This is a genomic window from Pelodictyon clathratiforme (assembly GCF_982375515.1).
In genome coordinates this window covers 173576-199175 of record NZ_OZ455102.1, presented here as the reverse complement: position 1 = coordinate 199175, position 25600 = coordinate 173576, and the positions used below count along the sequence as shown (strand labels likewise).

Genomic DNA, 25600 nt, shown 5'->3' with positions numbered 1-25600 from the left:
CATGAAGCCTTTCCTGCCTTTTTTGACCGTAGGACTCTTTTTCCTCGGTGCATGCGGCCTTGAAAAACCACCAGCCTCTCTTGAGTTTCCTGAAGCAAAGACTGACGCCGCACCAGTTGCTGCACCAGCCGCTGCTCCGGTTGCCGAGCCAGTAAAGGAAGAAGCACCGGCAGACCCAAAACTTGCCGCAGGAAAAACCATCTATGACACAAACTGTGCCGCATGTCACGACGCGGGTATGATGGGTGCACCGAAACCCGGAGACAAAGCCGCCTGGAGTGCCCGTATTGCTCAGGGGGTAGAAGTGATGGCTAAAAAATCAATTGACGGCTTCACAGGTAAAGCAGGCATGATGCCGGCAAAAGGTGGCAACGCCAGTTTGACAGATGAAGAGGTAACCAACGCTGTCGCCTTCATGGCCGACAAATCAAAGTAAAGGAAGCTCCTTTTTTTATTGAGCGGGATCTGCAGAACGCAGCTCCCGTCTCTCTTTCCCGAATGGAAAGTACACTCCTGCCATCTGATTCTTAATCCGTTTCTTAACGGCGCAGATATCGAAACCATTTGGATTGATACGGTTAAAATGGTAAAATTGGGGTCTTTCATTTTCTTTGGCGGCATCAGCCGTAACCATAAACTCAAATAATAATTCCAAGGGAGGATCCTCTATGCCGAAGTTCCTTGACGTAAAATCGTATAACATATTGAATTTCGATAAATTGCAGGGAATTTACGTATTTTGTACCCATGTAAAATACATCAAGCCGCTTGTTTTATTTGGGTTTTAGTGATATACTAAACCCATGCACGTTGATATTATTCCAAATAGAAACTCTCGTCCCGCCATCTTGCTCCGTGAGTCTTGGCGTGAGAACGACAAAGTCATGAAACGCACCGTGGCTAATATTTCGAACTGGCCTCCGGAACAGGTTACTGCGTTACGACGGGTTTTGAAAAATGAACCGCTGGTCTCACCCAGTGAGGTATTTTCAATTGAACGCTCATTGCCTCATGGTCATGTTGAAGCTCTTCTTGAGATGATTCGTCTTATCGGTCTTGACAAAATGATCGCTGCCCGACGGACTCGTGAGCGTGATCTCGTTTTGGCAATGATCGTCGAACGCCTGATTGCGCCATCTTCAAAATTGGCCACTACGAGGTTATGGCATAGCACAACTCTTGCGCAGTTACTCAATGTTGAGGATGCTGATGAAGATGAATTGTATGCAGCCATGGACTGGTTGCTGGAACGCCAACCTGTTCTTGAAAAGAGATTTGCAAGCCGTCACCTTGGTGAAGGTCAACACGTATTTTATGATGTGAGCAATAGCTCTTATGAGGGCCATTGTTGTCCCCTGGCACGTTTAGGCCACGATAAACAGGGTCGGCGAGGCAAGCCAATTATTACCTACGGAGTACTGACCGATGTCAAGGGGCGTCCCATAGCTGTTGAGGTTTATCCGGGTAACACTGGTGATCCCAGTACCGTAGCAGACCAAGTGGAGAAGCTGAAAGAGCGTTTTGCCTTGCAGCGAGTGGTTCTGGTTGGAGATCGTGGTACATTGACTCAGACACAGATTGATATCCTGAAAACTCATCCCGGGATTGGGTGGATTTCAGCGTTGCGAAGTGAAAACATTCGCAAACTTGCAGCAAATAATCATTTGCAGTTGTCATTGTTTGATGAAAAAAATCTGGCAGAAATAACTTCGGCAGATTTCCCCGATGAACGCCTGATCGCCTGCTTCAACCCCCTGCTCTGTGATGAACGGAGGCGCAAGCGCCAGGAGTTATTGGATGCAACAGAAAACAAGCTACAAAAAATTGTTGATGAGGTTCATCGTCGCACGAAAACCCCGCTGAGTGCATCGGAAATTGGTCAAAAGGTTGGCAAGGTGATCAATGGGTATAAAATGGCCAAACACTTTGAGCTATCGATTGCTGACGGAGAGTTTTCCTTCAAGAGGAAAGCTGAATCGATCGCACAAGAAGCGGAGTTGGATGGCATCTATGTTATTCGCACCAGCGAAAGCCGACAGAACCTGTCGGCAGAGGATACCGTAAGAAGCTATAAGAATTTAGCAAAAGTTGAACAGGTTTTCCGCACCTTCAAAAGTATTGACCTGCAGGTACGGCCCATATACCATTATTATGCCGAACGTGTTCGTGCCCATATCTTTCTGTGCTTGCTGGTTTATTATGTTGAGTGGCACATGCGTCAAGCACTTGCTCCTTTGCTCTTCGATGATGAAGAACTTGCTCAGGACAGGAAAGAGCGCGATCCGATCAAGCCTGCAGTCTCATCCAAATCGGCAAAAAAGAAAAAAAGTACAAAAACAAACAAAGAGGGATTCCCCGTTCACAGTTTTCGCTCGCTTATCATGGAACTGGGCACTCGCAGTCGAAACCGGTGCAGACTGAAATCTGCTCCAGGAAGCCCTGTGATTTCCCAGGATACCGAACCAACACCACTTCAAACCCGTGCAATGGAATTGATTCGTTTGTACCCAGTAGATGGAAGTTGATTTCACGTCTTTTTGCTTTTTATATAATAGGTTATCATTTTTTTATACAGGGAACTTCGGTCTATGTCTCGTTTTCTTTCAGCCGCCTTTTGCGCACTTTTTGTTTTTTCCATGAGCTCAACCGATGCCCAGGCTGCCTACAATGCCGCAGCAGGAAAAACCGTGTACGACGCCAACTGTTCAACCTGTCACAAGACCGGCATAATGGGAGCTCCTAAAACCGGCGATAAGGCGGTATGGGCACCCCGTCTCTCCTTGGGAGAGGCTGTACTTGTCAGCAAATCCATCAAAGGCTTCACAGGCAAAAAAGGGATGATGCCCGCAAAAGGTGGTAATCCAAAGCTCACCGACGCCCAGGTCGGCAATGCTGTAGCGTTCATGATCCAGCAGAGCAAATAAAGAGTACCGCTTTCACGATTCTAAACAAAGCGGGAGAAGATCCCGCTTTGTTCTTGTTCATTCCGGGCCCTGATAGCAGTCAAAAATGCCCTCGCTTTCCTGCCTGAGATGCCTCGATGGAATATTGGCATTACTCCCCCTGGCTCCTGTACAGCCTATCATCACACAGCAATCTCCGTGTAAACAGCCGACTCTGCCCTCCTCAAACGCATCAGATTTCGTTCACATAACAGAGCTGGCAAGAGAGAGGCCTCCTCTGTAAGGATGGAAAATCGGATGAAAAAGTGTACATATCGGTATGCTCTTTTCATTCATAAAAAATAATTTCATGAACGATCTTCATATTGGCTTTGTCGGAACAGGAAGAATTGCCCGTGCGCTTATTGCCGGACTCAGCCAGAGAGAAGGGACTTTTCTTGCAGGATTTGACAAGGAACCAGCCGCTCTTGCCTCCATTGCCGCCGATTACCCTGTTTTGCCATGCCTCTCAATTATAGAACTTGCCCTGAAATCACAGGTCATTATTCTTGCCGTCAAACCCTACCAGATGGAAGAGGTACTCGGGGAGCTGAAACCCGTTCTCGGCGCCAAACACCTGCTTATCAGCGTTGCAGCGGGAATTTCCTCGGAGTTTATCAGGAAATTTGCACAAGCGGAAACACGTGTTATCAGGGTAATGCCTAATACACCAGCATTTGTTGGAAAGGGAATGACCGCTCTTTGCCGGGGGAAAATGGCTACAGACGAAGATCTCCTTCTTGCCTCTGACCTTTTCCGTTCCATTGGCCAGGTGGCGATCCTTGATGAGTCGCAGATGGATGCAGCAACAGCCCTCTCCGGCAGCGGACCGGCCTACATGTTCCATATTCTGGATGCTCTGGCCGAGGGAGGTGTACAGTGCGGCCTTTCCCCTGCTGAAGCCCTCCTCCTTGGTGCACAAACCATGATCGGGGCCGCAACAATGGTACTCTCTGGACAGAAAAGCCCGGCAGAGCTCAAACGGGATGTTACAACTCCAGGAGGAACAACAGAAGCTGGACTGAAGGTCATGGATGAAAAAAATATCCGGCAGATTCTGGTTGAAACAGTTGCCGCCGCTGCGGCACGCTCCAGAGAACTCATGAAATAATCGATATGGCCACAGGCTTCGCTCGTTATCGCTACCGCCCTTTTTTACTGCTTATCCTGGCGCTCCTTTGCGTTCCGGCATTCGCCGGAGCGTCAAAGGTGCTCGAAACCGAGCCATTCCTTGCCTCCTCAATAAACAACGATCACCCCTTTGTAGGCCAGGAGGTACTCCTGACCTATCGGCTCTATTTTAATACTGACGCACCAAAAATATCTGATGAAGTAGCTCCTTCTCTTCAGGGAGTATGGGCAAGTGAAACCAAAACAGAACGCTTTATCAGAAGTATCCCGGTAACAATTCAGGGAAAGCAGTTCAGAAGTGCCGTCATCAAGCAGTTCAAAGTGGTACCCATCCAGAGTGGCAAAATCACCTTGTCAGGCTACAGCATGCTGTGCACCATCCCGCAGGATAACGTCGCAATGGATGGAAAAGTACTCCCTGACAACCGTTTCCGTATAACAGCGCCCGCGCTTACCATCTCTGTCCATGCCCTGCCGGAACCCGTTCCGGATAAACTTTCCGGGGCAGTAGGCCTCTTCTCGCTCAACCTCATGGCCGACAAGCAAAAGCTCAAAACAGGAGAGCCACTCTCCCTGAAACTGACACTCGCCGGAACAGGGAGCCTCCTTACCCTTGAACTTCCCAGCCTGCTCATCCACGAGAGTTTTCGTCGTAACCCTCCGGAAAGAAAAACAATCCTGTCAAAAGAGTCAGAGTTGACATCGGGCACTATTATCTCAACAATGGTAGTCTGGCCCCAATCGAAAGGTGTTTTTCAGATCACCGCAACACCGCTTGTTGTTTTCAATCCTGAAACAAAACGGTTCAGCACTCTTTACGCACAACCTCTCACCATAACAGTCGACTCAACAGCACAACAAGCTACAGCCGACGAAAGTGCTCCTCTCAATACCTCTACAGAAAAAAAGAAAACCATCACCTCAATCTTCATTGCAATCGCATTGCTGATAGTAATGAGCTCTGCAGCAATTGTTTTGGTAAGAAAAAAGCGTCTTATGGACGCAAAGCGTGTACTGGCTGAAAACAAAAGTGAACAACCAGAAGCGTCTGGAAAATCTGCCCGAACCATGAAAGAGCAACTTTTCACCTTGCTGGAAGAGGCAGGCATAAAAAGCCCTGGAGGTATGACAAGGACAGAGCTGAACGATGCGATGCAGGAAATCAAAATCCCCGATGAAACCCGCTCAGAACTCCCCGTTGTGCTTGACTCATTGGACAGAATCCTTTACAGCCCTTCCAGAGAAAAAGAGAGCCGAATCCCTGACTGGATTACAACAAAAGTTGAAGCTCTCTTGCGTGCACTGAAAAAAGCAGGCTCTTCACGCTGAAACAAAAAAGAGCTCCCCGATAAAGAGGGCTAATCCGGCAAACCAAAAAGAGCAATTGCTCGTTCGGGATAATCCGTGATGATCCCTTCAGCTCCAAGCGACTTCATGGCCAGCATCTCCTCCCTCCGGTTGACCGTCCAGGGTATCATGCCGATACCCTTTTCATGAAAAGCTTCTGTCATCTCCCTCTCAACAAGAGAAAAATGGGGATTGACATATCGGGGAACAAAACCAAGCTCCAGCATAAGTCTGTCGGGATTGTGCCTCTCCTCAATCAAAAGTCCATAACAGAGCCGAGGGTTCACTCTCCACGCAGCCCGAATCACCCTCTCATCAAAAGACTGAATCCTGACTCGCAATGATAACCCGGCAGTTTCTATAAGCTGAACAACCAGCGCAGCATATTGGTCAGGCGGCGGATGAAACAAATCATCCTTGTCTGGCCACGATTTGATTTCAAGATTATAGATCATTTCTCCCTTCATACCCGACGACACTATATAGGAGTCGACCTCCCTGAATACGGTGGCAAGAGGTGGTTTGAAGGAAGCAACACGAAGCTGGCCCGGAAAAGAGGGATGAGGCAACCCACAGTCAAAAGAGGCGATATCGGCAGAGTTCATCTCATAAATGATGTAACGAAACCGATCTTCAGCGCTCAACTGATGACCATGAGCATCAGCACAGAGAGGGGCTGAAAGCCATGGATCATGGGAAACAAGAATCTGATGATCTTTCGATACAACCAAATCAAGCTCAAGAACCCTGATGCCAAGAGAGGCGGCATGACAGAAAGCATGAAGGGTATTTTCAGGAAAGAGGGCCCTTCCACCCCGGTGAGCCTGTATTTCGAATGCCATACTGATCCCTTGTATTGGCTGCAGGAGGCAAACACCCTGCCCTACCGGCAACGTTGCTTTACCAGTGAAAATACTATTGAAAAGAGCTGCCTGCCTGGCCTGTTAAGGGTTACGTTTGCCTGAAGTAACGCGGGATGCCTTGGAAAAAGCTTTCTTTTTTGGTTTTCTTTTCTGCAACCGATTACCATCCACACTTTTCGAAGCGGGATGCTTGCCAGCGCCGTTCACACCAAATAAATCAGAAGATGTTTTGCTTCTGTTTTTGTTAAACCGATTTTTGCGATACTTTTTTTCAAGGTCAGCGTACGGACTGGGCGGGTCTGGAGAGGTATTGTGGTTATTAAAATTCGGCTCATCAATGACCTCATCAACATCATCCAAAACCACGTCGGGATGAACTTTATTAAGCAAGTTTTTTCTATTTATGTTCAACAAATCAAGAGCACTCTTTTTACTCAGGATTATTTCTGAAGGGACCTCAATTTACAATTTTAGAATTAAAATGCAAGAAATAGCATCACCCGTTAACAACAACGGAACCTCCGAAGAAAGTTTTTGCATTGCTTCTTGTCTGTATAAGTATTAAATTTACGATTATTTCATAAAAAAAAGGAGCTTGAAGATGGATATTCGCAGATGGATTCTTGCAGTTGTTCTTCCCCCGGCTGCAGTTACAAACAAAGAGGCCGGGACGATCATGCTGACCGGGCTTCTCACGCTGTTCGGCTGGTTGCCGGGTGCCGCTTTCGCAATCTTCATGATGCTCCAGGAGCAACGCCAGGTAAAAGCCTGACACACCATCCTGCCGCTTCCGGTTGCTCCAGACACCTCTGAACTTGCCAAAAAAAATGATTGGTGAGGTTAAAGGGTTTTTGGGAAACCTCCCGGAACCGCTTCAGGAGAGAGAGCACGGGCAGACATTCAGCCCGTGCTGTTATCGACCCCTCAAGAACGTGCTGACGAATCGCCATCCTTGCGCAAGAAAAAAGGAAAACCCTGCAACAAGAATAATGGTTGCTCCGGAAGCAATATCAAGCAAAAAGGAGAGCCAGAGCCCCAAAATGCTGAAAAGCGCTGAAAGCACAACTGCCCGAACCATCATCCCTGGCAAGCTGCGGCTCAGCATCCGCGCAATGGCTGCAGGAATCGTCAGAAGCGCAATCACCATCACAATACCCACAACACGCACCATAACCACCACCGTCAGGGCAATCAGACAGAGCATTACAAGATAGAGTGCCGTTGTCTGCAACCCCGATACGGCAGCATACTCCTCATCAAACGAGATAGCAAGAAATTCCTTGCTCAGCAGCCATACCACAGCAAGAATAAGCAGATCGAGCAACAGAATCATCCACAGATCAAATGATGGAACCGTCAGAATATTGCCAAAAAGATAGCTGAAGAGATCGGGAGCATACCCCGGCTTAAGGCCGATAAAAAGAACTCCAACGGCCATTCCGACCGCCCAGAACGTTCCGATTGCGGTATCTTCAGCAACCTTTCCCTTCTTGCTCAACAGACCAATAGCCAGCGCTGCAGCCAAACTGAACGGAATAACGCCAAGCAGCGGATTGATCCCAAGGTAGTAGCCCAGCCCAATCCCTCCAAACGCCGTATGCGCGATACCTCCACTGATAAAACCAATCTTTTTGACCACCACATAGGTGCCAATAACACCACAGGCAACACTGGAAAGCAGTGCTGCAAGGAGCGCATTACGCATGAATTCAAAGGCAAATATCTCTTGGAGCATAAAGGGTAGTGTTCAGAGTAGCAATTCCACTCACATGATCTTTTATTCCTCCGATATCGTGGCTGACAAGGACTATGGTGAGCTTTTTTTTCTGGTTATCGAGCAAATCGTAAATGGTGGTTTTCATCTGCGGATCAACGCTTGCTGTCGGTTCATCGAGCAGCAGCAATTCGGGCTCCCCGGCAAGAGCCCGGGCAATAAGAGTCCGCTGCAACTCTCCTCCCGACAAGGTACCAATCCTCCGATCAGCCAGCCGTTCCAGACCAGCCACGCCAAGCGCCGCATCAGCCTTCTCCCTGTCGATACGGTTAAAGTGCTGAAACAGTTTTTTTTTCGACAGCCTCCCCATAAGCACCAGCTCACGAACACTGATCGGAAATTCGCGGTCAAAAAACAGCCGCTGGGGTACATAACCGATACGCTCAGGAAAGCTTCCGGGCAGAGCACCAAAAACGCTCACACTCCCCCCGGATGATTTCTCCAAGCCAAGAATCACCCTGAGCAATGTGGTCTTCCCCCCGCCATTTGGCCCGACAAGACCGAGATAATCTCCCTTGCAGACTGACAGGGTCACGCCATCAAGCACCATTACTCCCCCAAGCTCGACCGAAAGCCGGTTACACTCGATAACAGGAGTCGTCATGGCAAGCTTTCGCTAAACGCCTGTGTCGCACTTCGGAGATTTTCCTGATAATCAGCAGCGAGGGGATCAACACTGCGGGTTACCCCACCAATTTCTGCAGCAATGGTTTTCGCCTGGGAAATATTAAACTGGGGAGAGACAAAAACCACCTTGATATGGTTCGCTTTGGCTTTTTCAATAACTCGCTGCATCTGCCCTGGAGTAAGCGTTTTGCCCTCCTCCTCAACTGCGATCTGTTCAAACTGGTATGCTTCGGCGTAGTACCCCCACGCCGGATGGAAAACCAGAAAACGCCTGCTCTTTAAGCTGGCAACCTTCTGTCGAATCTCCCTGTCGAGCGCCTGCAGCTCCGCAACAAGCTTACTGCAGTTCACGGCATAATCATCCCTGTGCGCCGGATCTGCCAAAACAAGAGCTTTTTCGATATTTCGGGCAATAATCACCCCGTTTGCAGGTGAGAGCCAGTAATGAGGATCGTAACCTTCGTGATGATGTGCATCTTGTTCGTGATGATGTGTCTCTTGTTCATCATGATGCTTTATCGGAATCAGGCGAACACCCTCTGCTCCATTACAAACCCTCAGCTCCCTGTTGATCGACAAAAAACGATCCATCCAATCCAGCTCAAACTCAACCCCGGAACCCGCCTTGATGAAAAGGGTTGCCTCGCCGAGTTTAACCATTTGCCGGGGAGCAGGCTCATAACTGTGAGGGTTTCCGCCCGGCGGTACCATTACTGAAACGGAAACATGGCTGCCTCCGATCCTTTCTGCAAAGTAGGAGAGGGGTGCAATAGAAGCAACAACCTGTAACTTCCCTCTCCTTGCAGGCTGAACGCATCCTGCAAAAAAAAGCAAAAGGGGCAGCACCGCAATACATTTTATCACAAACCTCACCATAAACTCACCATTTTTAATCTTTGATAATGCAGGAAAGAGAGAATCCCCTGCACCCACACATCCGCAAGATACAAAAAAGATGCTGCCGTTCCGCCAAAGGATAACCAGCGGTAACAAGCAGATAAAAAAGCTGTTACCGCCTTGTTTCCTGTTCTGTTACGGCAGTCTGTTCAGGGCACTTACCGTTGCCTTGATTGAGGCAAGACTGATATTCGAATCGATCCCTGCACCAAAAGAAACCCGTCCATCGGTACAGCCAATCTTGATATAAGCTATAGCAAGAGCCCCGGCGCTTCGCCCGATAGCATGTTCTGCATACTCATCAACACTGAAATCCACTCCACTCTCCCGCACAAATCCTTTGACAAAGGCATCAAGAGGACCATTACCCTGTGCGGTGAAATTGAACTCCTTCTCCCGGGTCTGTACGATACAGCTTATGGTGGTATCCTCTTCATCCTGACGACGAGGCTCTTCATCATCCCAACTGATCTGACACTTCTTGAGCGTAATCGGCTGCCGGAGTTTGACATATTCAGCATGAAAAAGATCATGAATCTGCTCCACCGACAACTCGACACCAGTCGTATCAGCAACAGCCTGTACCACTTCAGCAAAATCAGGCTGCATCCATTTCGGTATCTGGATACCATACTCCTTCTCCAGCACATAGGCCACCCCACCCTTACCCGACTGACTGTTGATACGCACGATAGCCTCATAATTGCAACCAACATCCTGAGGGTCAATCGGCAGATAGGGAACAGCCCACAACCCACCGGGTGAGAGAGGTTGCGCTTTCATCCCCTTGCTGATTGCATCCTGATGCGAACCGGAAAAAGCCGTATAGACCAACTCCCCCGAGTAGGGATTACGAGGATGAATATCCATACGGGTACAGCGGCGATAAACCTCACGTATCCGTGGAAGATCGGAAAAATCCAGCTCAGGATCGACGCCCTGACTGAAAAGGTTCAGCGCCATAATGACAACATCCATGTTACCACACCGCTCGCCATTACCGAACAAGGCGCCCTCAACACGGTCAGCACCGGCCATCACCGCCAATTCAGCAGTAGCAACCGCAGTTCCACGGTCATTATGAGCGTGCACACTGATCAGAACAGCATCCCGCGCCTTGATGTTGCGGCAGAACCACTCAATGCGGTCGGCATAAATATTCGGCTGCGACATTTCAACCGTTGAGGGAAGGTTCAGAATGATCTTTTCATCCGCAGAAGCGCCCCAGGTATCCATAACCGCATGACAGACATCAAGCGCATAATCAAGCTCCGTACCGGTAAAACTTTCAGGGCTGTACTCGAAACGGATTCCCGCATTACCACTCTCATCCTTCAGGCGGCGAACAAGCGCCGTTCCTTCAACAGCAATCGCCTTGATCTCCTCCCTGTTTTTGCGGAAAACCACATCCCGCTGCAAAGTCGATGTCGAGTTGTAGAGATGAACAATGGCATGTTTCGCTCCGCTGATGGCATCGAAGGTCTTGCGTATCAGGTGCTCCCGCGCCTGGGTCAACACCTGAATCGTCACATCATCAGGAATAAGACGCTCTTCGATAAGCCGACGGGCAAAAGCAAACTCCGTAGCCGAAGCTGAGGGAAAACCAACCTCAATCTCCTTGAAACCAATAGAAACAAGAAGCTGGAACATGGTTACCTTTTCCTCAACGCTCATCGGCACGGGCAGCGCCTGGTTTCCGTCACGAAGATCGACACTGCACCATATCGGCGCTTTCGTAATGCTCTTGTCAGGCCAGCTCCTTGCGGTAATGGCCACCGAAGGATACGCTGCATACTTCCGATACTTCATCTTTTTCATAACGCCTTTTCCTTTTTTATCCTTTAAACGAAAAAAGCCACCAACCCGAAAAGGGTGGCGGCTTCGACAATGTTCACTCTCTGGCTGAAAAACGAACTAAAAGACACCTCCCTCCGGAGCCACTATGCTGAGTAGCAGCAAGGCCAGGGAGAGCAGGAGGTTTTTCAGGTTCGTTGCACGCATGTCAGCACAGAAATTCAACAGATGACTTAAATCACTTTCACTGAAAATAAAAAAAACAGAAACAAATACATACATGATTCATCATGAATTTCAAACCTGTATCAACTGCTCAGTAAAGAGTCAGCAATAAAATTCAGATAATCAGCTCTCATTATAGAATGTGTGCCATTGTTGTGGTTTCGAGAAAAACTTTACAAAGCGCTATATCCGATGGACTGAAAAGAAAAAAGGCACTACACCGCTTAAGTGTACTGCCTTTTTTTGTGCTCCGCGGGCAGGACTCGAACCTGCAACCCTGCGATTAACAGTCGCATGCTCTACCATTGAGCTACCACGGAATCTGTATCAGCATTATTTTCGCTGATGGGGTGTTAATATACACCGCTTTTTCTGAAATACAAATCAGAAATGACTTTTTTCTTCATTTTGTTCAAAGTAGTAGCGCATGGCCTTTTCATTTTCCATAATAATTTTTGTACATTGGTTCTCTTTTACTGAAAAGATGGTCTATGCATAAAGAAAAATCGCTGATAGAGATTGGTCTGGTTACTCTTGTGGAGGGAACCAATGAGTTCCATTTCACCTGTAATGCGGCAGATTTTGCCGGTCGTCAGTTGGCTGAGGCTGGTTTTACAAGAGAGATTGCGCTGCATGTGATTGCTGAAAAAAGTGCCGATGAAATAACCATAACCATCAACACTTCGACGCTGGCTGATTTCACGTGCGATATCTGCCTTGCACCAGTATCAAAAAACCTGACAGGGACACTTGTGCTCTCCTATATCTTCGGTACCGCTCATGATGCTGATCATGAAGGAGATGAAGATTACAGTCGCCTGGACAGAAATGCTGAATCCATTGACATTACCGGAGAAGTGTGCGAAACGCTGCTGCTTTCGTTACCCATGAAGGTGACCTGTACGGATAACCCTGACTGCAGGCTTTACGGCAGCACAGGATATATGGAAGAAAATGAAGAGCCTCAGTCCGGCACGAACACGCTGTGGCATGAGTCCCTTGAAAAGCTGAAAAAAAATATCGTTAACTGACTATAAAAGAGTACCGCCATGGCAAATCCAAAAGCCAAAATGTCGAAATCCCGAAGGGATAAAAGACGCGCCCAATTCAATGCCCGCACAAAACCGGCAACTACGGTCAACTGTCCAAACTGCGGCGAACCAACTCTTCCCCACCGTGCATGCCGCCATTGCGGACACTACAGGGGCAGATGTGTCGTCAATAAACTGGCAAAGAGCTGATTAACTAAAACAAGACAAAAACCCCATCATGTTGACTATTGTTGTTGACGCCATGGGCGGTGACCACGCTCCCGCCTGTGTGATCGAGGGAACGGTGCAGGCTTTGCAGGAGAGCGGTAATCGGTTTAACATTCTGCTGATTGGCCAGTCGGAAAAGGTTGAACCGCTGCTTGCGAGTTACGACACCAGCGCGCTGAACCTGACGTTTCTGCACGCCCCCGAAGTGGTCACGATGGAGGATATTCCAGCCACGGCTGTAAAAACCAAGCAGGAATCATCGCTGGTCAAGGGCTTGCAGCTCTGCAAGGCAAAACAGGCAGATGCTTTTGTCAGCGCAGGCAATACCGGCGCACAGATGGCAGCTTCCCTTTTTGTACTTGGCAGGCTCCCCGGAGTACTTCGCCCAACCATTTACGCATATTTCCCGCGTCTTTCGGAAGGGTTGACCAATATTGTCGATATCGGTGCAAATGTTGACTGCAAGCCGGAACATCTTGTCCAGTTTGCCCAGATGCTGACCATCTATCAGCGCTATGGCGCTGGAATTGAACAACCGCTTACCGGGCTGCTCAATATTGGAGAGGAAGAGGGGAAGGGCTCCGAAATGCTCAAACAGGCCTACTGGCTTCTGAAAGAGGCTGACAGAGCAGGCAAAATAAACTTCCTTGGAAACATAGAAGGCCATGACATTCTGAAAGGAAAGGCCAGCATTGTGGTCTGTGACGGAGTTGTGGGCAATACCATTCTGAAATTCGGTGAAAGCATCCCTGAATTTATGGGAATCCTGTTCAAACGATCTCTGGAAAAAGTGATGATCTCTGGTCAGATGGACGAGAAGATGGCCGCAATGACAACCAGCCTGTTCAAGGGATTGTTTGATCCTTTTGATGTGGAAATATTCGGAGGCGTGCCCTTCCTTGGCGTTGACGGCATCTCCATTGTCGGTCATGGCCGTTCCTCTTCAAGAGCAATCAAAAACATGATCTATATGGCTGAGCACATGATCGAAAAACGAGTCAATGAACACATTGCTGAAGTCCTGTCCGAAAAGTAGTACTTTTCCAACCGCACCCCTCTGCAGCAAAGATGGTAACAACCGAGCTGCAGGGCAACTTTTCTATCTATCATTCCTGCATGAAATAACTGCATACAACGCATGAAAGCTGCAATCACGGCGACAGCCAAATATTTACCTGCCAATATTCTGAGCAATCATGACCTCGAGCTCATGCTTGACACCAATGACGAATGGATTCGTGCGAGGACGGGCATCAGCGAACGCAGGGTACTCAAAGATCCGGAAAAAGCGACATCATACATGTGCGGAGAGGTTGGAAAACAGCTTCTCGAAAAACGAGGCATCGCGGCAAGTGAGATTGAGTTAATCATTGTAGCCACCATGACCCCGGACATGCTCTTCCCCTCCACAGCATGTTTTACACAAAGCATCATCGGAGCCAGCAACGCCTGGGCCTTTGACATAAATGCTGCCTGCTCCGGTTTTCTCTACGCCCTGAACGTTGGGTCACGCTTTATCGAAAGCGGAGCCCACAAAAAAGTTATGGTCATCGGCGCCGACAAAATGTCGGCAGTTATTGATTATACCGATCGCTCGACAGCCATCCTTTTTGGTGACGGCGCTGGCGGCGTCATCCTTGAACCGGCAAAAGAAGAGGGATTCGGCATTCTCGATACGCGCCTCTACGCTGACGGAGCAAACGGCACAGATCATCTTCTCATGACTGGCGGCGGCAGCCGGTATCCGGCAAGCCATGAGACGGTAGACAAAAAAATGCACTACATCTATCAGGACGGCAAACAGGTTTTCAAGGCTGCCGTCATGGCCATGGCAGAGGTTGCCGGTGAAATCATGAGCCGCAACAATCTCACTGCAGATGATATCGACTACCTTGTACCCCACCAGGCAAATCAGCGGATCATCAACGCCACCGCAGAGCGCATGGGCATTGATGACAAAAAAGTTATCTCGAACGTTGCCCGTTATGGCAACACAACAGCAGGCACCATACCGATCTGCCTTGCTGAACTTGATGAAGGGCAGAAATTGCACACCGGCTCAAACCTGGTGCTGGTCAGTTTCGGCGCAGGCTATACCTGGGGTGGCACCTATATTAAATGGCAGTAACCAGAACAATTCACCTCTTTTTTGAACAATCGCATTCATGAAGGCATTTGTTTTTCCAGGACAGGGTTCACAGTATTGCGGCATGGGCCGCGACATTTTCGACAACTTCCCCGCTGCCCGCACCATGATGGAAAGGGCAGACTCGATTCTCGGCTACCGGATAACCGACATCATGTTTTCCGGCAGCGAAGAGGAGTTGCGTCAGACAAAATATACCCAACCAGCCATCTTTTTGCACAGCATTGCTGTGGCAACCCTGCTCGGCAGACAAGATATCGCAATGACCGCCGGTCACAGCCTCGGCGAATATAGTGCGCTCTGCTTTGCTGGTTCCATCAGCTTTGACGACGCCATGCGGATTGTTGCCAAACGGGGGGAGCTGATGCAGAATGCCGGCAAAGAAAACCCTGGAACCATGGCGGCCATCATCGGTATGCCCGACAGCTCTCTGGAGGCGCTCCTTGCTGAAGCAGGCAAAGAGGGAGTCATTCAGGCAGCCAATTTCAACTCACCAGGCCAGGTTGTCCTTTCCGGTGATATTGCGGCTGTCAAAAAGGCCATCGAACTTGCCCCCTCAAAAGGAGCCCGTATGGCAAAAGAGCTTGTCGTTTCCGGAGCGTTCCACTCCCCGCTGATGAAGCCGGTTGAGGAGGAGCTTGCTGCGGCCCTTGCAGAAATTGAGATAAAAGATGCTGAAATACCGGTCTGCATGAACGCAGTTGCAACCCCGGTAACCAGCGCCGCAGAAATCCGCAAAAACCTGATTCTCCAACTGACAAGCTCGGTTTTGTGGTCACAATCTATCGAAGCAATGGTTCAGAGCGGAATGAGGGAATTTATCGAAGTGGGTCCGCAAAAAGTGCTTCAGGGCCTGATAAAACGCATTGACAAAACCGTAACCATCCGTGGTATCGACACTGCGGCAGATCTTCTGCCTCTGGTTTAATACAATTAACATCAACCGAGAGAAAACCATGTTTGAAGGAAAAATCGCTGTTGTCACTGGTAGCGCCAGAGGAATCGGACAGGCCATCGCTTTTGATCTGGCTGCCCGAGGCGCCGATATTGTCGTATGCGATATCAAAGCCGAATGGCTGACGGAAACAGCCGAAGGTGTTGAGAAACTTGGCCGAAAAGCCTACTGCTTCGAACTCGATGTCACCAACGCTGAAGCGGTGCAGAACGTCTTCAATGACATTGCTGCCGCAACAGGAAGAATCGACATCCTTGTCAATAATGCCGGCATAACCCGTGATGGCCTGTTAATGCGGATGAGCGAAGAGGACTGGGATGCTGTGCTCACGGTCAACCTGAAAGGAACTTTCGTCTGCACCAAAGCGGTCAGCCGCATCATGATGAAGCAGCGCTCCGGCTCGATCATCAACATCGCCTCGGTCGTTGGGCTCATGGGCAATGCCGGACAGGCCAACTATGCGGCATCAAAGGGAGGCGTCATTGCCTTCACCAAATCAGTCGCAAAAGAGCTGGCATCGCGCAACATAAGGGCCAATGCCGTCGCACCAGGCTTCATCTCCTCGAAAATGACCGATGCGCTTTCCGATGAAGTCCGCCAGAAAATGCTCGACGCCATACCGCTCTCCAGCTTCGGCACACCGCAGGATGTAGCCAATGCCGTTGCCTTTCTGGCTGGCGAACAATCCTCATACATCACCGGCCAGGTCATCAGCGTCAATGGCGGTATGGTAATGTGATTTGGGCAAGCCTCTTTTCTTTGTATATTGTCTGACTTTTTCAAAATTTTTTATCAACAACCAACTTTTAATCGGGAGAACATTGTAATGACTGCAGCAGAAATCAAAGATAAGGTATACGATATTATCGTCAGCAAGATGGGTGTTAACAGGGATCAGATCAAAATGGAATCAAAATTTTCTGATGATCTCGGTGCAGATTCACTTGATACCGTTGAACTGATCATGGAACTTGAAAGCGAATTCGGCGTACAGATTCCTGATGAAGATGCAGAGAAAATCGGCACCGTCCAGCAGGCTATCGATTACATCGTCAACAAGAAGTAAGCAATACCCCAAGAAAGCAGGCAAACGGAAAACCAGTTAAATCATTACAGATGGCTCAGGATCGCAAAAGAGTAGTTGTTACCGGCATAGGAGTTTTATCTCCTGTAGGTCTTACAAAAGAGGAGTTCTGGACGGCGCTCCATGAAGGGAAAAGTGGCGCTGCGCCCATAACCTATTTCGATGCAACTGATTTTGCTACAACCTTTGCCTGCGAGCTTAAAGGGTTTAAGGCAGTGGACTACATTGACAGAAAAGCGGCTGACCGTATGGATCCCTACTGCCAGTATGCTGTTATTGCAGCCACTCATGCACTGACAGATTCCGGACTTGATTTGAAAGAGATCGATCCACTGAGAATCGGTGTGGTACATGGCTCTGGAATCGGAGGCATGACCACCTACGATCAACAGTTCAGGAATTATCTTGACAGGGGCCCGAGACGCATCAGCCCCTTCTTTATTCCCATGCTTATTCCCGACATTGCGGCAGGGCAGATTTCAATCCGTCACGGACTGATGGGTCCAAACTACGCGACAGCATCTGCCTGTGCTACATCACTTCATGCCATTATGGACTCGTTCATGCTCATTCAGTGCGGAATGGCCGACTATATGGTTTGCGGTGGTTCAGAGGCTCCTATTACGCCGATGAGCATTGGAGGCTTTAATTCCGCAAAAGCACTCTCTACAGCCAACGACAGGCCAGAACAGGCCTCACGTCCTTACGACCGTGACCGTGATGGTTTTGTCATGGGTGAAGGCGCCGGATCGTTGATTCTTGAATCCCTTGAATCTGCGAAAGCACGCGGTGCAAAAATCTACGGAGAGATCGTCGGTGTAGGAGCAACTGCAGATGCCTATCACCTGACTGCTCCGCACCCGGAAGGCTTAGGGGCTGTCAATGCCATGAGGAGCGCAATTACCCTGGCTGGAATTACACCCGAAAACATTGACTACATCAACACCCACGGAACCGCCACTCCCCTTGGAGATCTTGCCGAAATCGCCGCCATCAAAACCCTTTTTGGTGAGCACGCCCGTAAACTCAGCATCAGTTCAACAAAATCCATGACCGGCCACCTTCTCGGCGCTGCCGGAGTTGTTGAATCAATTGCCTGTCTGCTTGCCATGCAACACCAGACCGTTCCACCAACCATCAACCTCGACAATCTTGACCCGCTGGTTGAGCTGGATGTAACGCCGAACATACCCAAAAAACGCTCAATTGAGTACGCACTCAACAACGGCTTCGGCTTTGGAGGGCACAACGGCTCAATCATTTTCAGAAACGGTTCATCGCTGTAAAGGAAAAAGATTGTCGGCTTTGGAGAAGTTTTGGGAAAAGCTGAGAAGCCTGGCTGATTTAGGTGATGGTAATGAGACGAACAGGAGTTCGGGAGCGGTTAATACTTCCGGAACAGAAACTGATCTTTCGGCTGAAACTGTTGCCTATCTGCAGCAGCTTGTCGGAGAGCCCGTCAGTAACCTGCCACTTTATCAGACCGCGTTAACCCACCGCTCCGTCGTTCATGACCCGGCAACAACCAGCCTCATCGAATCAAACCAGCGCCTTGAATTTCTCGGCGACTCGGTGCTCGGCATGTTGATTTCCGAATACCTTTTCAGAAAATTTCCCACCAGCGCTGAAGGAGAACTTTCAAGCAACCGCGCCAAAATTGTCAACAGCAAATCACTTGCCGGTTTTGCCCGAAGCCTTTGCCTCGGCGACCACCTCATCCTCGGCGAATCGGCTGACCACCATAAAATCCGGAGCAGCGAGTCCGCCCTTGCCGACGCCTTCGAATCACTTATCGGCGCCATCTATCTCGACAAGGGGATCAAAACAGCTTTCGATTTTGTCATCCGCAGCATCATTGAGCATGTCAATTTCAATACCATTGTAGCCGCTGAACATAACTACAAAAGCCGCCTCATCGAATACACCCAGTCAAACCATCTCCCCCCTCCCCTCTACACGGTGATAACCGAAACCGGCGCAGAACACGAAAAGAGCTTCACCGTCGGGGTAAGCTGCTCCGGCGAGCTCCTCGGAACCGGCACCGCCCAACGGAAAAAAGATGCCGAACAGCTTGCTGCCAAAGAGGCTATGGAGCGCATTCATCTCACCCTGAGCTAAAAAATCTTCTCTCTCAGTAGGACTACTTTTGCGTAATAACGTTAGATTATCTTCGTTAAGTCGTACTTTCTTTCTAACAAACACCATGACGAGAAGCTTCACCATAACTCTTTTCCATTAAGCCGTATTGGACAGCTATGGTCCATATTCAATAAATGGATGAACAGATGCCAACTATCTCAATGTTTTTCGGAATCCTGATTTCAATTTTTTATGGCGACGATGAACAACACCATACTCCGCACGTTCATGCACGATACCAGGGAAAAAGTGTCTCGATAGCCATTGAGGATGGGAGTCTTCTTGCTGGAAATATCCCCCATCGGCAGCTTCGGATGGTTCAAGTATGGATAGACATTCACAGAGAAGAGCTTATGGCTGACTGGGAACTTGCATGCGCCGGTGAAGAGCCATTTCGAATCGCACCGCTTCAATAAAGGAGAATATTATGGAACAACTTCTTGATGTTATAACGGTAACAACTCATACCAACTACACCCTGGAACTTGTTTTTGAGAACGGAGAGAGAAGAATATTTGACATGAAGCCATTTTTCGACAAAAAACCCTTTACAAAACTCTTCAACTCTCCGCTCTTCTTCAAGGCTTCTGTCCAATATGGCACCGTAGTCTGGCCGGGCAATCTCGATATTGCACCGGAGACTCTCTGGAGAAGATCTGTACCTGCGTAAATCCAGAGCACTACAAGGAGACCATTCTATTATCACTGATTACGATGCGTTAGTGTACGCAGTACTGTCTTTTGCTGCTGCTCGCCGCTATTTTGTAACATTTTGCAAAAGCAACTATTAAAGAAATCTCGAATGGCTTTATATTTTTTTCGTTGATGTTGACGGCAAAATCCGCTATAAGCACATACAAGTAAACAATTTAAAACCTATATTTTACAAATAATAACTTTTTGATTAGCAATAAAAATTATGACCTTTGAATAAGTCTTAACACTGGTTCGACGAAATATTTTAACATTGAGTTATTCTGAATAATAAAAGATTATGGGGAATAAATTAACAACCGGACGAATTCTTATAGTATTTATTATTGCTTTTGCTCTAATTAAAACGTATTGGCATGTGTTTGTTTTTATGAGCATTTCCGCTATCGTAATCTGGAGCATTATTAAAGCAATTAAAAAGATCCAATATTCTCAATCTTTACATTTGCATGCGCAAAATCATATAAACGATTCCAAGTCCTATCCAAATCAAGGCGAAATCATCATTTCTAATACCACGAAATCACATAAAGAAATAAAAGATTTAACATCTATCCGATGCAAAGCTGAAGATGGTGATGCGCAAGCTGAATATGAGCTTGGCATGATATATGACTGCGGCTATTTTGCTAATGGCCAAGGTATTCCACAAGATAACACCGAGGCTGTAAAATGGTACCGTTTAGCTGCCAATCATGGGCACCCTACAGCGCAATATAATCTTGGCTGGATGTATTATGCCGGTGCTGGCGTGGAACAGGATTATGATGAAGCATTACGATTAACCCAACTGGCTTCGGAAAATGGTATGCCCAATACTCAGGCACGTTTCGACCTAATAAAGAAGGCAAAAGATGACTATATAGAGGAGGAGCAATGGAATCTGCTTACTAAAAAACAAGTCCATTCAGCAACCCTATTACCGAGTATTAAGTATGAGACTGATATAAATATTATAGCAGATAAAAATAAAATCACACAATCCAGCAAAGCGATTACAGCAAAATATGGTACAAAAGAACTTACAACGCCGCTTACTGAGAACAAATTTGAGACTCTAATCAAAACAGAAAAATCAACTCCAGCCAAATTAAAATCAACAATAGATGCAGAAATTTTAGTACAGACACAAAACACAAAGGAAATTGCAGCAATAAAGTTACAGATAGCAACACTGCTTAAAGAAACAATAAGATCTTATATGCAGTCAATTTTCAGCACAATGCGTTTTAAAGAAATGCAAACGGTGTCTCAGGATTCACCCAATCAAGGTTATGCACCTACACCGTCAGAAAATACAACAAAATCCCCAGAAACAACAGGGATAGTAAATACCAGTGCAGATAAACTCGATGCGTATAGACGCTTTATTAATAATAATTCTATTGATGCTTCATCAAATCTACCTTCATCATTTTTAAAAAATAATATTGAACAAGAATTAATAAAATTGGAGCATTGGTTTGAAAGAATAATTACTTTTGATGCTCCGATTTTAGTCTCTTTTGCTTCATTGTTATGGCATATGTCAATAAAAAAATTGACTATTAGTGAAAAAGAGGCAATAGATATTGCAAATCTTCTTGAATCAATAAATATAGGGATCGAACCCGATTCTCGCTTCAGCGACTTTATCCCGAATCCAGAGCACAACGTAGTTCTTTTCAGAATCAGCGAAAATACTCCAAAGCTCCCTTCATCGGAATACTCCGTTGCTACACTCAGCCTCCATTTAGCCTCGGCCTTTGCCCTTACTGAAACAACTGTACACATCAGCGAAAAACAAAATTGGAAGCAACTGCTTGAAATTTTGCCGCACCTCTCTTCAGATGAAATAATCAGACTACAGGCTCATACATTGTTTATAAAGACTTCCGCTCAGACCTTCAGCATTAATGATATCAAAAAAAACATAGCGATAATCGATCAAAGTCAAAAAGAATCACTATGGAAATTCCTTGTTGGCATCGCAAAGTTAAACGGATGCACTGACATAACTAAAATAAAAAATTTTACTCGACTATATACAATGCTGGGTCTTGATGCACTGACTATTCCCAGTCATACGCATGAAATTGCTGTAGAACCTATAGCAATTCAAACCACTGATTTTTTGCCATCTTCAGGGTATTCAATCCCCGCTCAGCAAATAATAGCGGAAGGCATTTCTCTTGAGATGAATGAAAACGAAGCAACCCATACAGTGGCCAATGCCATCTCCTCAAAATCTTTAACAAAAAAGATAATATCTACAGATGAATTATGGGTTCCCTTTGGAAAAGCTATTGAACATTCTGGGTATACAATTCCTGACGGTCTTCTTTATTTTGGGACTGCTTTAAAATCTATTACAAAGTCACAAGAAGAACCATCTCTTATTGACATCTCTCTGCCAGTTGAAAAGGCAAATTCTGATATTAATAGTAATAATATGAGGTATTGGCCAAATTACTCACAAATACACGCCACACATCGAGCAGCATATCTCGACTGGCTCTCCACAGGAAGGAAAGAACCAATGGCAAATATTGGTTACGTTTTTCTTTTCTTTTATGGCTTGGAGAGACGGGTTTTGCTTGATAATGCTTTTTCAGCAGTTGACGATTTACCAGTCATTATCGAAGAAGTTCAACGACTTCTGACTGTATATAAAAACAATGCTTCATTTCGTCAGTACGCCAATAATTTTCTGGATATTTTGCAGATTATTCGAGGGGGAGTTTCTTTTTATCAGACTGAACCATCGCTTGAGTCATACTCTTGGAAACAGCCCTTAATCTTTAAGGTTGCACTTGGACAAATGGCTGCCGATAAGGTTCCACTCCCTGCAGAGTGGGCTTTAGCATGGGTAATAAATGATCCATCAATTCAAAAAAAAACGCCTGTTAAACGTTGCAAGCTTGAATTTCTTGACCTGTTCAAACTTCAGTATACCGAAAAGTTTAACGCGGGTATGCTGTTAATACCAAATAAAAAAAAGCTCCATGCGACATATCACCCTGCCAGTCCTCTGTTTGATAAAGATGTCACAATCCCGATTGCGGATCTTCCTGATGTGACTAATGTTTCTGAGGAATCAGAAAAAATAAGAGATCTCGTAAATGAATGTACTGATAAACTTGAAGATTATAGCCGCTTTCTTGGGCGTAATCCGGATAGCAATAATTCTCTTGAAGCGATGTCGCTTCTACCTAAACTCCTTGTAAAAAAATATGTAGCAACAAAATTTCAAAAACTGACAACCTGGCTGGAACAGCAAAGTCTTTCTGATACTCCAGTGCAGGTCTCTTTTCAATCAATTTTAGAACTAATACCACCAATAAATCAGAACTGTTTTGGCAAGACAGAAGTGATAACCGTTGCCAATTTTCTTGGCAAGATAAACTTTGGTATTGAGCCTGACCCTCGCTTCGGCAACTTTTTCTCCAAACAAGAAAACAATATCGTTCTTTTCAAAATCAGTGATAATGCGCCTAATATACCCTCTGCTGAGTATTCTGCTTCAACTCTTGTTCTCCATTTGGCCTCTGCCGTTGCCACTTCTGATGGTACTGTGAATATAAGCGAAAAGCAACAGTTGGAGAAACATCTTGAAGTTTGCTTACACCTCTCTTCAGATGAGAAAACAAGACTGAAGGCTCATTTATTATTCCTTCTTTCTTCCTTCCCTGGCATTAATAATGTCAAGAAAAGAATAGAGTTACTTAAACAGGAACAGAGAGAATCACTTGGGAAATTTCTTGTTTGTATTGCTCAGGCGGACGGCTATATTGACGTAATGGAAATAAAAATTCTTACGCAGATATATGCCATGCTTGGTCTTGATGCACAGAGTCTTTACAGTCAGGCCCATACTGCGGCTATCGAACCTGTCGTCGTTAAGACTTCGGATTTCGAGACTTTACCAGAGTATTCAATCTCTGCTTCACCAAAAATATCTAATGGTATTTCTCTTGATATGGACAAAATAAAAACAATCCATGCAGAGACCAATACTATATCCTCAATTCTGAATGATATTTTCTCTGAAAATGAACATGAGCAGATAACAACATTAATGTCGGAAGCAAGGAGAACAGACGTTCCCATTACTGGACTTGATCCTAAATCATTTGCATTTATGAAAGAGCTCGCGTGCAAGCTCATGTGGACGAGAGTCGAACTGGAAAAACTTGCAGCCGACCACAGCTTGATGCTGGATGGAACACTCGAAAGCATAAACGACGCATCATTTGATCACTTTGGAGATATGTTCTTTGAAGGTGATGACCCAATAATTATCAACGCACAATTTGCCAAGGAGATCAATGTATGACAACAGCAATTCGACCAAAAGAGCGAGACGCAATCATTCAGTCACTACGCGCAGGAGTTGTCCCGCGTCTTGGCCAGCACCTCATCCAGGTTGGTCGAGTGAACGAAATCGCAGCGCTCATCAAAGATATTGAGCGGATTGCTGATAATGGTTCCGGGATCCGCTTTGTCATAGGTGAATACGGCTCCGGCAAAACTTTTTTTCTGAATCTTGTCAGGGCGATAGCTCTTGAGAAACGATTGGTCACAGCACATGCTGACTTGAATCCGGACAGAAGGCTACATGCAACCGGTGGACAGGCTCGCTCATTATATGCTGAATTGATGCGCAATATATCAACCCGCACCAAGCCGGGCGGAGGTGCCATGCCAACCATTGTTGAACGATTCATTACTGAAGCACTGAAAGATTCAAAAATATCTGGGAATAATCCTGAATCAGTTATTCACCAGAAACTTGAGTTTCTATCGGAAATGGTCGGAGGTTATGATTTCGCTCATGTTATAGCCGCTTACTGGAAAGGGCATGACACCGGAAATGAGCAATTAAAGGCAGATGCAATACGATGGCTCCGAGCTGAATTCACAACAAAAACAGATGCCCGTAATGCTCTCGGAGTGAGGACAATTATTGATGATGGTAGCTTCTATGACCACCTCAAACTGATATCCCGGTTTGTGAGACTTGCCGGATTTAATGGAATGCTGATTTGCCTTGATGAACTGGTAAATCTCTACAAGCTATCAAATGTGCAGGCAAGAAACTCAAACTACGAACAGATTCTTCGAATATTAAACGATTCGTTGCAAGGAACGGCTGGCGGACTCGGGTTCATCATGGGCGGTACCCCTGATTTTCTTATGGATCCCCGCAAAGGGCTGTTCAGCTATCCAGCGCTTCAATCACGCCTTGCTGAAAACTCCTTCGCTGTTAAAGGGCTGGTAGATTATAGTGGCCCTGTTTTGCGTCTCAGCAACCTCAGTCCTGAAGACTTCTTTATTCTGCTGGTAAAGATACGGCATGTCTTTGCCTACGGAAATTCACCGGAATATCTAATTTCTGATGAGGGGCTGAAAGCATTCATGGAACATTGCTCGAAAAGAATTGGTGATGCCTATTTTCGGACACCAAGAAATACGATTACCAGTTTTGTAAACCTTCTTTCAGTTCTTGAACAAAACCAGCATACCACATTGCAAGAGATTCTTGGAACTGTGGAGATTAAGCCTGATACCAACCCTGATTTCGACTTTATTCCTGAAGAGAGTAGCTCCTTCAACACATCGATTTCACCAACAACCATAATTGACGACGAGGCGAGCCTTGCATCCTTTAAACTCTGACGAATCACAGGCATTTTTCCTGCTCGATGAAAAGATTCAGCGCTG

At 46.8% G+C, this 25600-nt stretch carries 26 protein-coding genes and 1 tRNA gene; 19 read left to right on the top strand and 8 right to left on the bottom strand.

What is annotated here, in order from left to right:
* Position 1: 1 nt before the first annotated feature.
* Positions 2-436: a c-type cytochrome gene (locus AC56AD_RS01035; protein WP_012507047.1), complete on the top strand. Its 435-nt coding sequence runs from the start codon at positions 2-4 to the stop codon at positions 434-436.
* 15 nt (positions 437-451) lie between these two features.
* On the opposite strand, the gene AC56AD_RS01030 is transcribed toward AC56AD_RS01035, so the two are convergent.
* Complete coding sequence (locus tag AC56AD_RS01030) at positions 452-655, bottom strand: hypothetical protein (RefSeq protein WP_041526372.1); 204 nt, start codon at positions 653-655, stop codon at positions 452-454.
* Positions 656-803: 148 nt separating this feature from the next.
* Here AC56AD_RS01030 and AC56AD_RS01025 point away from each other — a divergent pair, with 148 nt between their 5' ends.
* The 4 genes from AC56AD_RS01025 to AC56AD_RS01010 all read left to right on the top strand — a co-directional run bounded on the left by AC56AD_RS01025 (position 804) and on the right by AC56AD_RS01010 (position 5402).
* Positions 804-2525, top strand: coding sequence for an IS1634 family transposase (locus AC56AD_RS01025; protein ID WP_012509228.1), 1722 nt, complete (start codon positions 804-806; stop codon positions 2523-2525).
* Positions 2526-2588: 63 nt separating this feature from the next.
* Positions 2589-2924, top strand: coding sequence for a c-type cytochrome (locus tag AC56AD_RS01020; protein WP_012507046.1), 336 nt, complete (start codon positions 2589-2591; stop codon positions 2922-2924).
* Positions 2925-3252: 328 nt separating this feature from the next.
* On the top strand, positions 3253-4053 hold the full coding sequence (proC, locus tag AC56AD_RS01015) for a pyrroline-5-carboxylate reductase (protein ID WP_041526602.1): 801 nt from the start codon (positions 3253-3255) through the stop codon (positions 4051-4053).
* A gap of 5 nt (positions 4054-4058) precedes the next feature.
* Positions 4059-5402, top strand: a complete 1344-nt coding sequence (locus AC56AD_RS01010) for a BatD family protein (protein ID WP_012507044.1) — start codon at positions 4059-4061, stop codon at positions 5400-5402.
* Positions 5403-5431: 29 nt separating this feature from the next.
* Here AC56AD_RS01010 and AC56AD_RS01005 read toward each other — a convergent pair whose 3' ends face one another.
* Entirely contained in the window at positions 5432-6262 is an 831-nt protein-coding gene (locus AC56AD_RS01005) for a glycerophosphodiester phosphodiesterase family protein (RefSeq protein ID WP_012507043.1), read from the bottom strand.
* Positions 6263-6364: 102 nt separating this feature from the next.
* Positions 6365-6694: a hypothetical protein gene (locus AC56AD_RS01000; RefSeq protein ID WP_150085537.1), complete on the bottom strand. Its 330-nt coding sequence runs from the start codon at positions 6692-6694 to the stop codon at positions 6365-6367.
* Positions 6695-6884: 190 nt separating this feature from the next.
* Here AC56AD_RS01000 and AC56AD_RS00995 point away from each other — a divergent pair, with 190 nt between their 5' ends.
* Positions 6885-7055 carry a YqaE/Pmp3 family membrane protein gene (locus tag AC56AD_RS00995; RefSeq protein ID WP_012507041.1) on the top strand — a complete coding sequence of 57 codons (171 nt, stop codon included), beginning with the start codon at positions 6885-6887 and terminating at the stop codon, positions 7053-7055.
* A gap of 141 nt (positions 7056-7196) precedes the next feature.
* On the opposite strand, the gene AC56AD_RS00990 is transcribed toward AC56AD_RS00995, so the two are convergent.
* From AC56AD_RS00990 to AC56AD_RS00970, 5 genes are all read right to left on the bottom strand, one after another.
* Positions 7197-8018, bottom strand: coding sequence for a metal ABC transporter permease (locus tag AC56AD_RS00990; protein ID WP_012507040.1), 822 nt, complete (start codon positions 8016-8018; stop codon positions 7197-7199).
* On the bottom strand, positions 7993-8661 hold the full coding sequence (locus tag AC56AD_RS00985) for a metal ABC transporter ATP-binding protein (RefSeq protein WP_012507039.1): 669 nt from the start codon (positions 8659-8661) through the stop codon (positions 7993-7995). Before AC56AD_RS00985 ends, AC56AD_RS00990 begins: the two co-directional genes overlap by 26 nt.
* Positions 8658-9560 (bottom strand): metal ABC transporter solute-binding protein, Zn/Mn family, encoded by a 903-nt coding sequence (locus tag AC56AD_RS00980; RefSeq protein ID WP_012507038.1) that lies wholly within the window; start codon positions 9558-9560, stop codon positions 8658-8660. Before AC56AD_RS00980 ends, AC56AD_RS00985 begins: the two co-directional genes overlap by 4 nt.
* A gap of 156 nt (positions 9561-9716) precedes the next feature.
* Positions 9717-11399 carry a 2-isopropylmalate synthase gene (leuA, locus tag AC56AD_RS00975; protein ID WP_012507037.1) on the bottom strand — a complete coding sequence of 561 codons (1683 nt, stop codon included), beginning with the start codon at positions 11397-11399 and terminating at the stop codon, positions 9717-9719.
* A 449-nt stretch (positions 11400-11848) separates the two neighbouring features.
* Positions 11849-11920, bottom strand: a tRNA-Asn gene (locus AC56AD_RS00970).
* Positions 11921-12091: 171 nt separating this feature from the next.
* Here AC56AD_RS00970 and AC56AD_RS00965 point away from each other — a divergent pair.
* The 13 genes from AC56AD_RS00965 to AC56AD_RS00905 all read left to right on the top strand — a co-directional run bounded on the left by AC56AD_RS00965 (position 12092) and on the right by AC56AD_RS00905 (position 25555).
* Positions 12092-12631: a YceD family protein gene (locus tag AC56AD_RS00965; protein ID WP_012507035.1), complete on the top strand. Its 540-nt coding sequence runs from the start codon at positions 12092-12094 to the stop codon at positions 12629-12631.
* A gap of 18 nt (positions 12632-12649) precedes the next feature.
* The gene (rpmF, locus tag AC56AD_RS00960) at positions 12650-12841 is read left to right on the top strand and encodes a 50S ribosomal protein L32 (protein ID WP_012507034.1); all 192 of its coding nucleotides are present in this window, start codon (positions 12650-12652) and stop codon (positions 12839-12841) included.
* 28 nt (positions 12842-12869) lie between these two features.
* On the top strand, positions 12870-13895 hold the full coding sequence (plsX, locus tag AC56AD_RS00955) for a phosphate acyltransferase PlsX (RefSeq protein WP_012507033.1): 1026 nt from the start codon (positions 12870-12872) through the stop codon (positions 13893-13895).
* 102 nt (positions 13896-13997) lie between these two features.
* Complete coding sequence (locus AC56AD_RS00950; RefSeq protein WP_012507032.1) at positions 13998-14987, top strand: beta-ketoacyl-ACP synthase III; 990 nt, start codon at positions 13998-14000, stop codon at positions 14985-14987.
* A gap of 37 nt (positions 14988-15024) precedes the next feature.
* Positions 15025-15933, top strand: a complete 909-nt coding sequence (gene fabD / locus AC56AD_RS00945) for an ACP S-malonyltransferase (protein WP_012507031.1) — start codon at positions 15025-15027, stop codon at positions 15931-15933.
* A gap of 28 nt (positions 15934-15961) precedes the next feature.
* Positions 15962-16699: a 3-oxoacyl-[acyl-carrier-protein] reductase gene (gene fabG / locus AC56AD_RS00940; RefSeq protein WP_012507030.1), complete on the top strand. Its 738-nt coding sequence runs from the start codon at positions 15962-15964 to the stop codon at positions 16697-16699.
* A gap of 87 nt (positions 16700-16786) precedes the next feature.
* Entirely contained in the window at positions 16787-17026 is a 240-nt protein-coding gene (acpP, locus tag AC56AD_RS00935) for an acyl carrier protein (RefSeq protein WP_012507029.1), read from the top strand.
* 50 nt (positions 17027-17076) lie between these two features.
* The gene (gene fabF / locus AC56AD_RS00930; RefSeq protein ID WP_012507028.1) at positions 17077-18330 is read left to right on the top strand and encodes a beta-ketoacyl-ACP synthase II; all 1254 of its coding nucleotides are present in this window, start codon (positions 17077-17079) and stop codon (positions 18328-18330) included.
* Positions 18331-18340: 10 nt separating this feature from the next.
* Complete coding sequence (gene rnc, locus AC56AD_RS00925; protein ID WP_012507027.1) at positions 18341-19162, top strand: ribonuclease III; 822 nt, start codon at positions 18341-18343, stop codon at positions 19160-19162.
* 167 nt (positions 19163-19329) lie between these two features.
* Positions 19330-19599, top strand: a complete 270-nt coding sequence (locus AC56AD_RS00920; protein ID WP_012507026.1) for a DUF4160 domain-containing protein — start codon at positions 19330-19332, stop codon at positions 19597-19599.
* An 11-nt stretch (positions 19600-19610) separates the two neighbouring features.
* Positions 19611-19853, top strand: coding sequence for a DUF2442 domain-containing protein (locus AC56AD_RS00915; RefSeq protein ID WP_012507025.1), 243 nt, complete (start codon positions 19611-19613; stop codon positions 19851-19853).
* Positions 19854-20177: 324 nt separating this feature from the next.
* Positions 20178-24212, top strand: coding sequence for a TerB N-terminal domain-containing protein (locus AC56AD_RS00910; RefSeq protein ID WP_012507024.1), 4035 nt, complete (start codon positions 20178-20180; stop codon positions 24210-24212).
* Positions 24209-25555 (top strand): ATP-binding protein, encoded by a 1347-nt coding sequence (locus AC56AD_RS00905; RefSeq protein WP_012507023.1) that lies wholly within the window; start codon positions 24209-24211, stop codon positions 25553-25555. The genes AC56AD_RS00910 and AC56AD_RS00905 overlap by 4 nt, the downstream gene beginning before the upstream one ends.
* Positions 25556-25600: the final 45 nt, after the last annotated feature.

Bases quoted from the DNA above. Each gene is read 5' to 3' on its own strand.
- AC56AD_RS01025 (WP_012509228.1), top strand. From the start codon at position 804: ATGCACGTTGATATTATTCCAAATAGAAACTCTCGTCCCGCCATCTTG.
- AC56AD_RS00915 (WP_012507025.1), top strand. From the start codon at position 19,611: ATGGAACAACTTCTTGATGTTATAACGGTAACAACTCATACCAACTAC.
- AC56AD_RS00905 (WP_012507023.1), top strand. From the start codon at position 24,209: ATGACAACAGCAATTCGACCAAAAGAGCGAGACGCAATCATTCAGTCA.
- leuA (WP_012507037.1), bottom strand. From the start codon at position 11,399: ATGAAAAAGATGAAGTATCGGAAGTATGCAGCGTATCCTTCGGTGGCC.
- AC56AD_RS01010 (WP_012507044.1), top strand. From the start codon at position 4,059: ATGGCCACAGGCTTCGCTCGTTATCGCTACCGCCCTTTTTTACTGCTT.
- acpP (WP_012507029.1), top strand. From the start codon at position 16,787: ATGACTGCAGCAGAAATCAAAGATAAGGTATACGATATTATCGTCAGC.
- AC56AD_RS00910 (WP_012507024.1), top strand. From the start codon at position 20,178: ATGGGGAATAAATTAACAACCGGACGAATTCTTATAGTATTTATTATT.
- AC56AD_RS00985 (WP_012507039.1), bottom strand. From the start codon at position 8,661: ATGACGACTCCTGTTATCGAGTGTAACCGGCTTTCGGTCGAGCTTGGG.
- AC56AD_RS00990 (WP_012507040.1), bottom strand. From the start codon at position 8,018: ATGCTCCAAGAGATATTTGCCTTTGAATTCATGCGTAATGCGCTCCTT.
- rpmF (WP_012507034.1), top strand. From the start codon at position 12,650: ATGGCAAATCCAAAAGCCAAAATGTCGAAATCCCGAAGGGATAAAAGA.
- fabD (WP_012507031.1), top strand. From the start codon at position 15,025: ATGAAGGCATTTGTTTTTCCAGGACAGGGTTCACAGTATTGCGGCATG.
- proC (WP_041526602.1), top strand. From the start codon at position 3,253: ATGAACGATCTTCATATTGGCTTTGTCGGAACAGGAAGAATTGCCCGT.
- AC56AD_RS00950 (WP_012507032.1), top strand. From the start codon at position 13,998: ATGAAAGCTGCAATCACGGCGACAGCCAAATATTTACCTGCCAATATT.
- fabF (WP_012507028.1), top strand. From the start codon at position 17,077: ATGGCTCAGGATCGCAAAAGAGTAGTTGTTACCGGCATAGGAGTTTTA.
- fabG (WP_012507030.1), top strand. From the start codon at position 15,962: ATGTTTGAAGGAAAAATCGCTGTTGTCACTGGTAGCGCCAGAGGAATC.
- AC56AD_RS01020 (WP_012507046.1), top strand. From the start codon at position 2,589: ATGTCTCGTTTTCTTTCAGCCGCCTTTTGCGCACTTTTTGTTTTTTCC.
- plsX (WP_012507033.1), top strand. From the start codon at position 12,870: ATGTTGACTATTGTTGTTGACGCCATGGGCGGTGACCACGCTCCCGCC.
- AC56AD_RS01005 (WP_012507043.1), bottom strand. From the start codon at position 6,262: ATGGCATTCGAAATACAGGCTCACCGGGGTGGAAGGGCCCTCTTTCCT.
- AC56AD_RS01035 (WP_012507047.1), top strand. From the start codon at position 2: ATGAAGCCTTTCCTGCCTTTTTTGACCGTAGGACTCTTTTTCCTCGGT.
- AC56AD_RS00920 (WP_012507026.1), top strand. From the start codon at position 19,330: ATGCCAACTATCTCAATGTTTTTCGGAATCCTGATTTCAATTTTTTAT.
- AC56AD_RS00995 (WP_012507041.1), top strand. From the start codon at position 6,885: ATGGATATTCGCAGATGGATTCTTGCAGTTGTTCTTCCCCCGGCTGCA.
- AC56AD_RS00965 (WP_012507035.1), top strand. From the start codon at position 12,092: ATGCATAAAGAAAAATCGCTGATAGAGATTGGTCTGGTTACTCTTGTG.
- AC56AD_RS00980 (WP_012507038.1), bottom strand. From the start codon at position 9,560: ATGGTGAGGTTTGTGATAAAATGTATTGCGGTGCTGCCCCTTTTGCTT.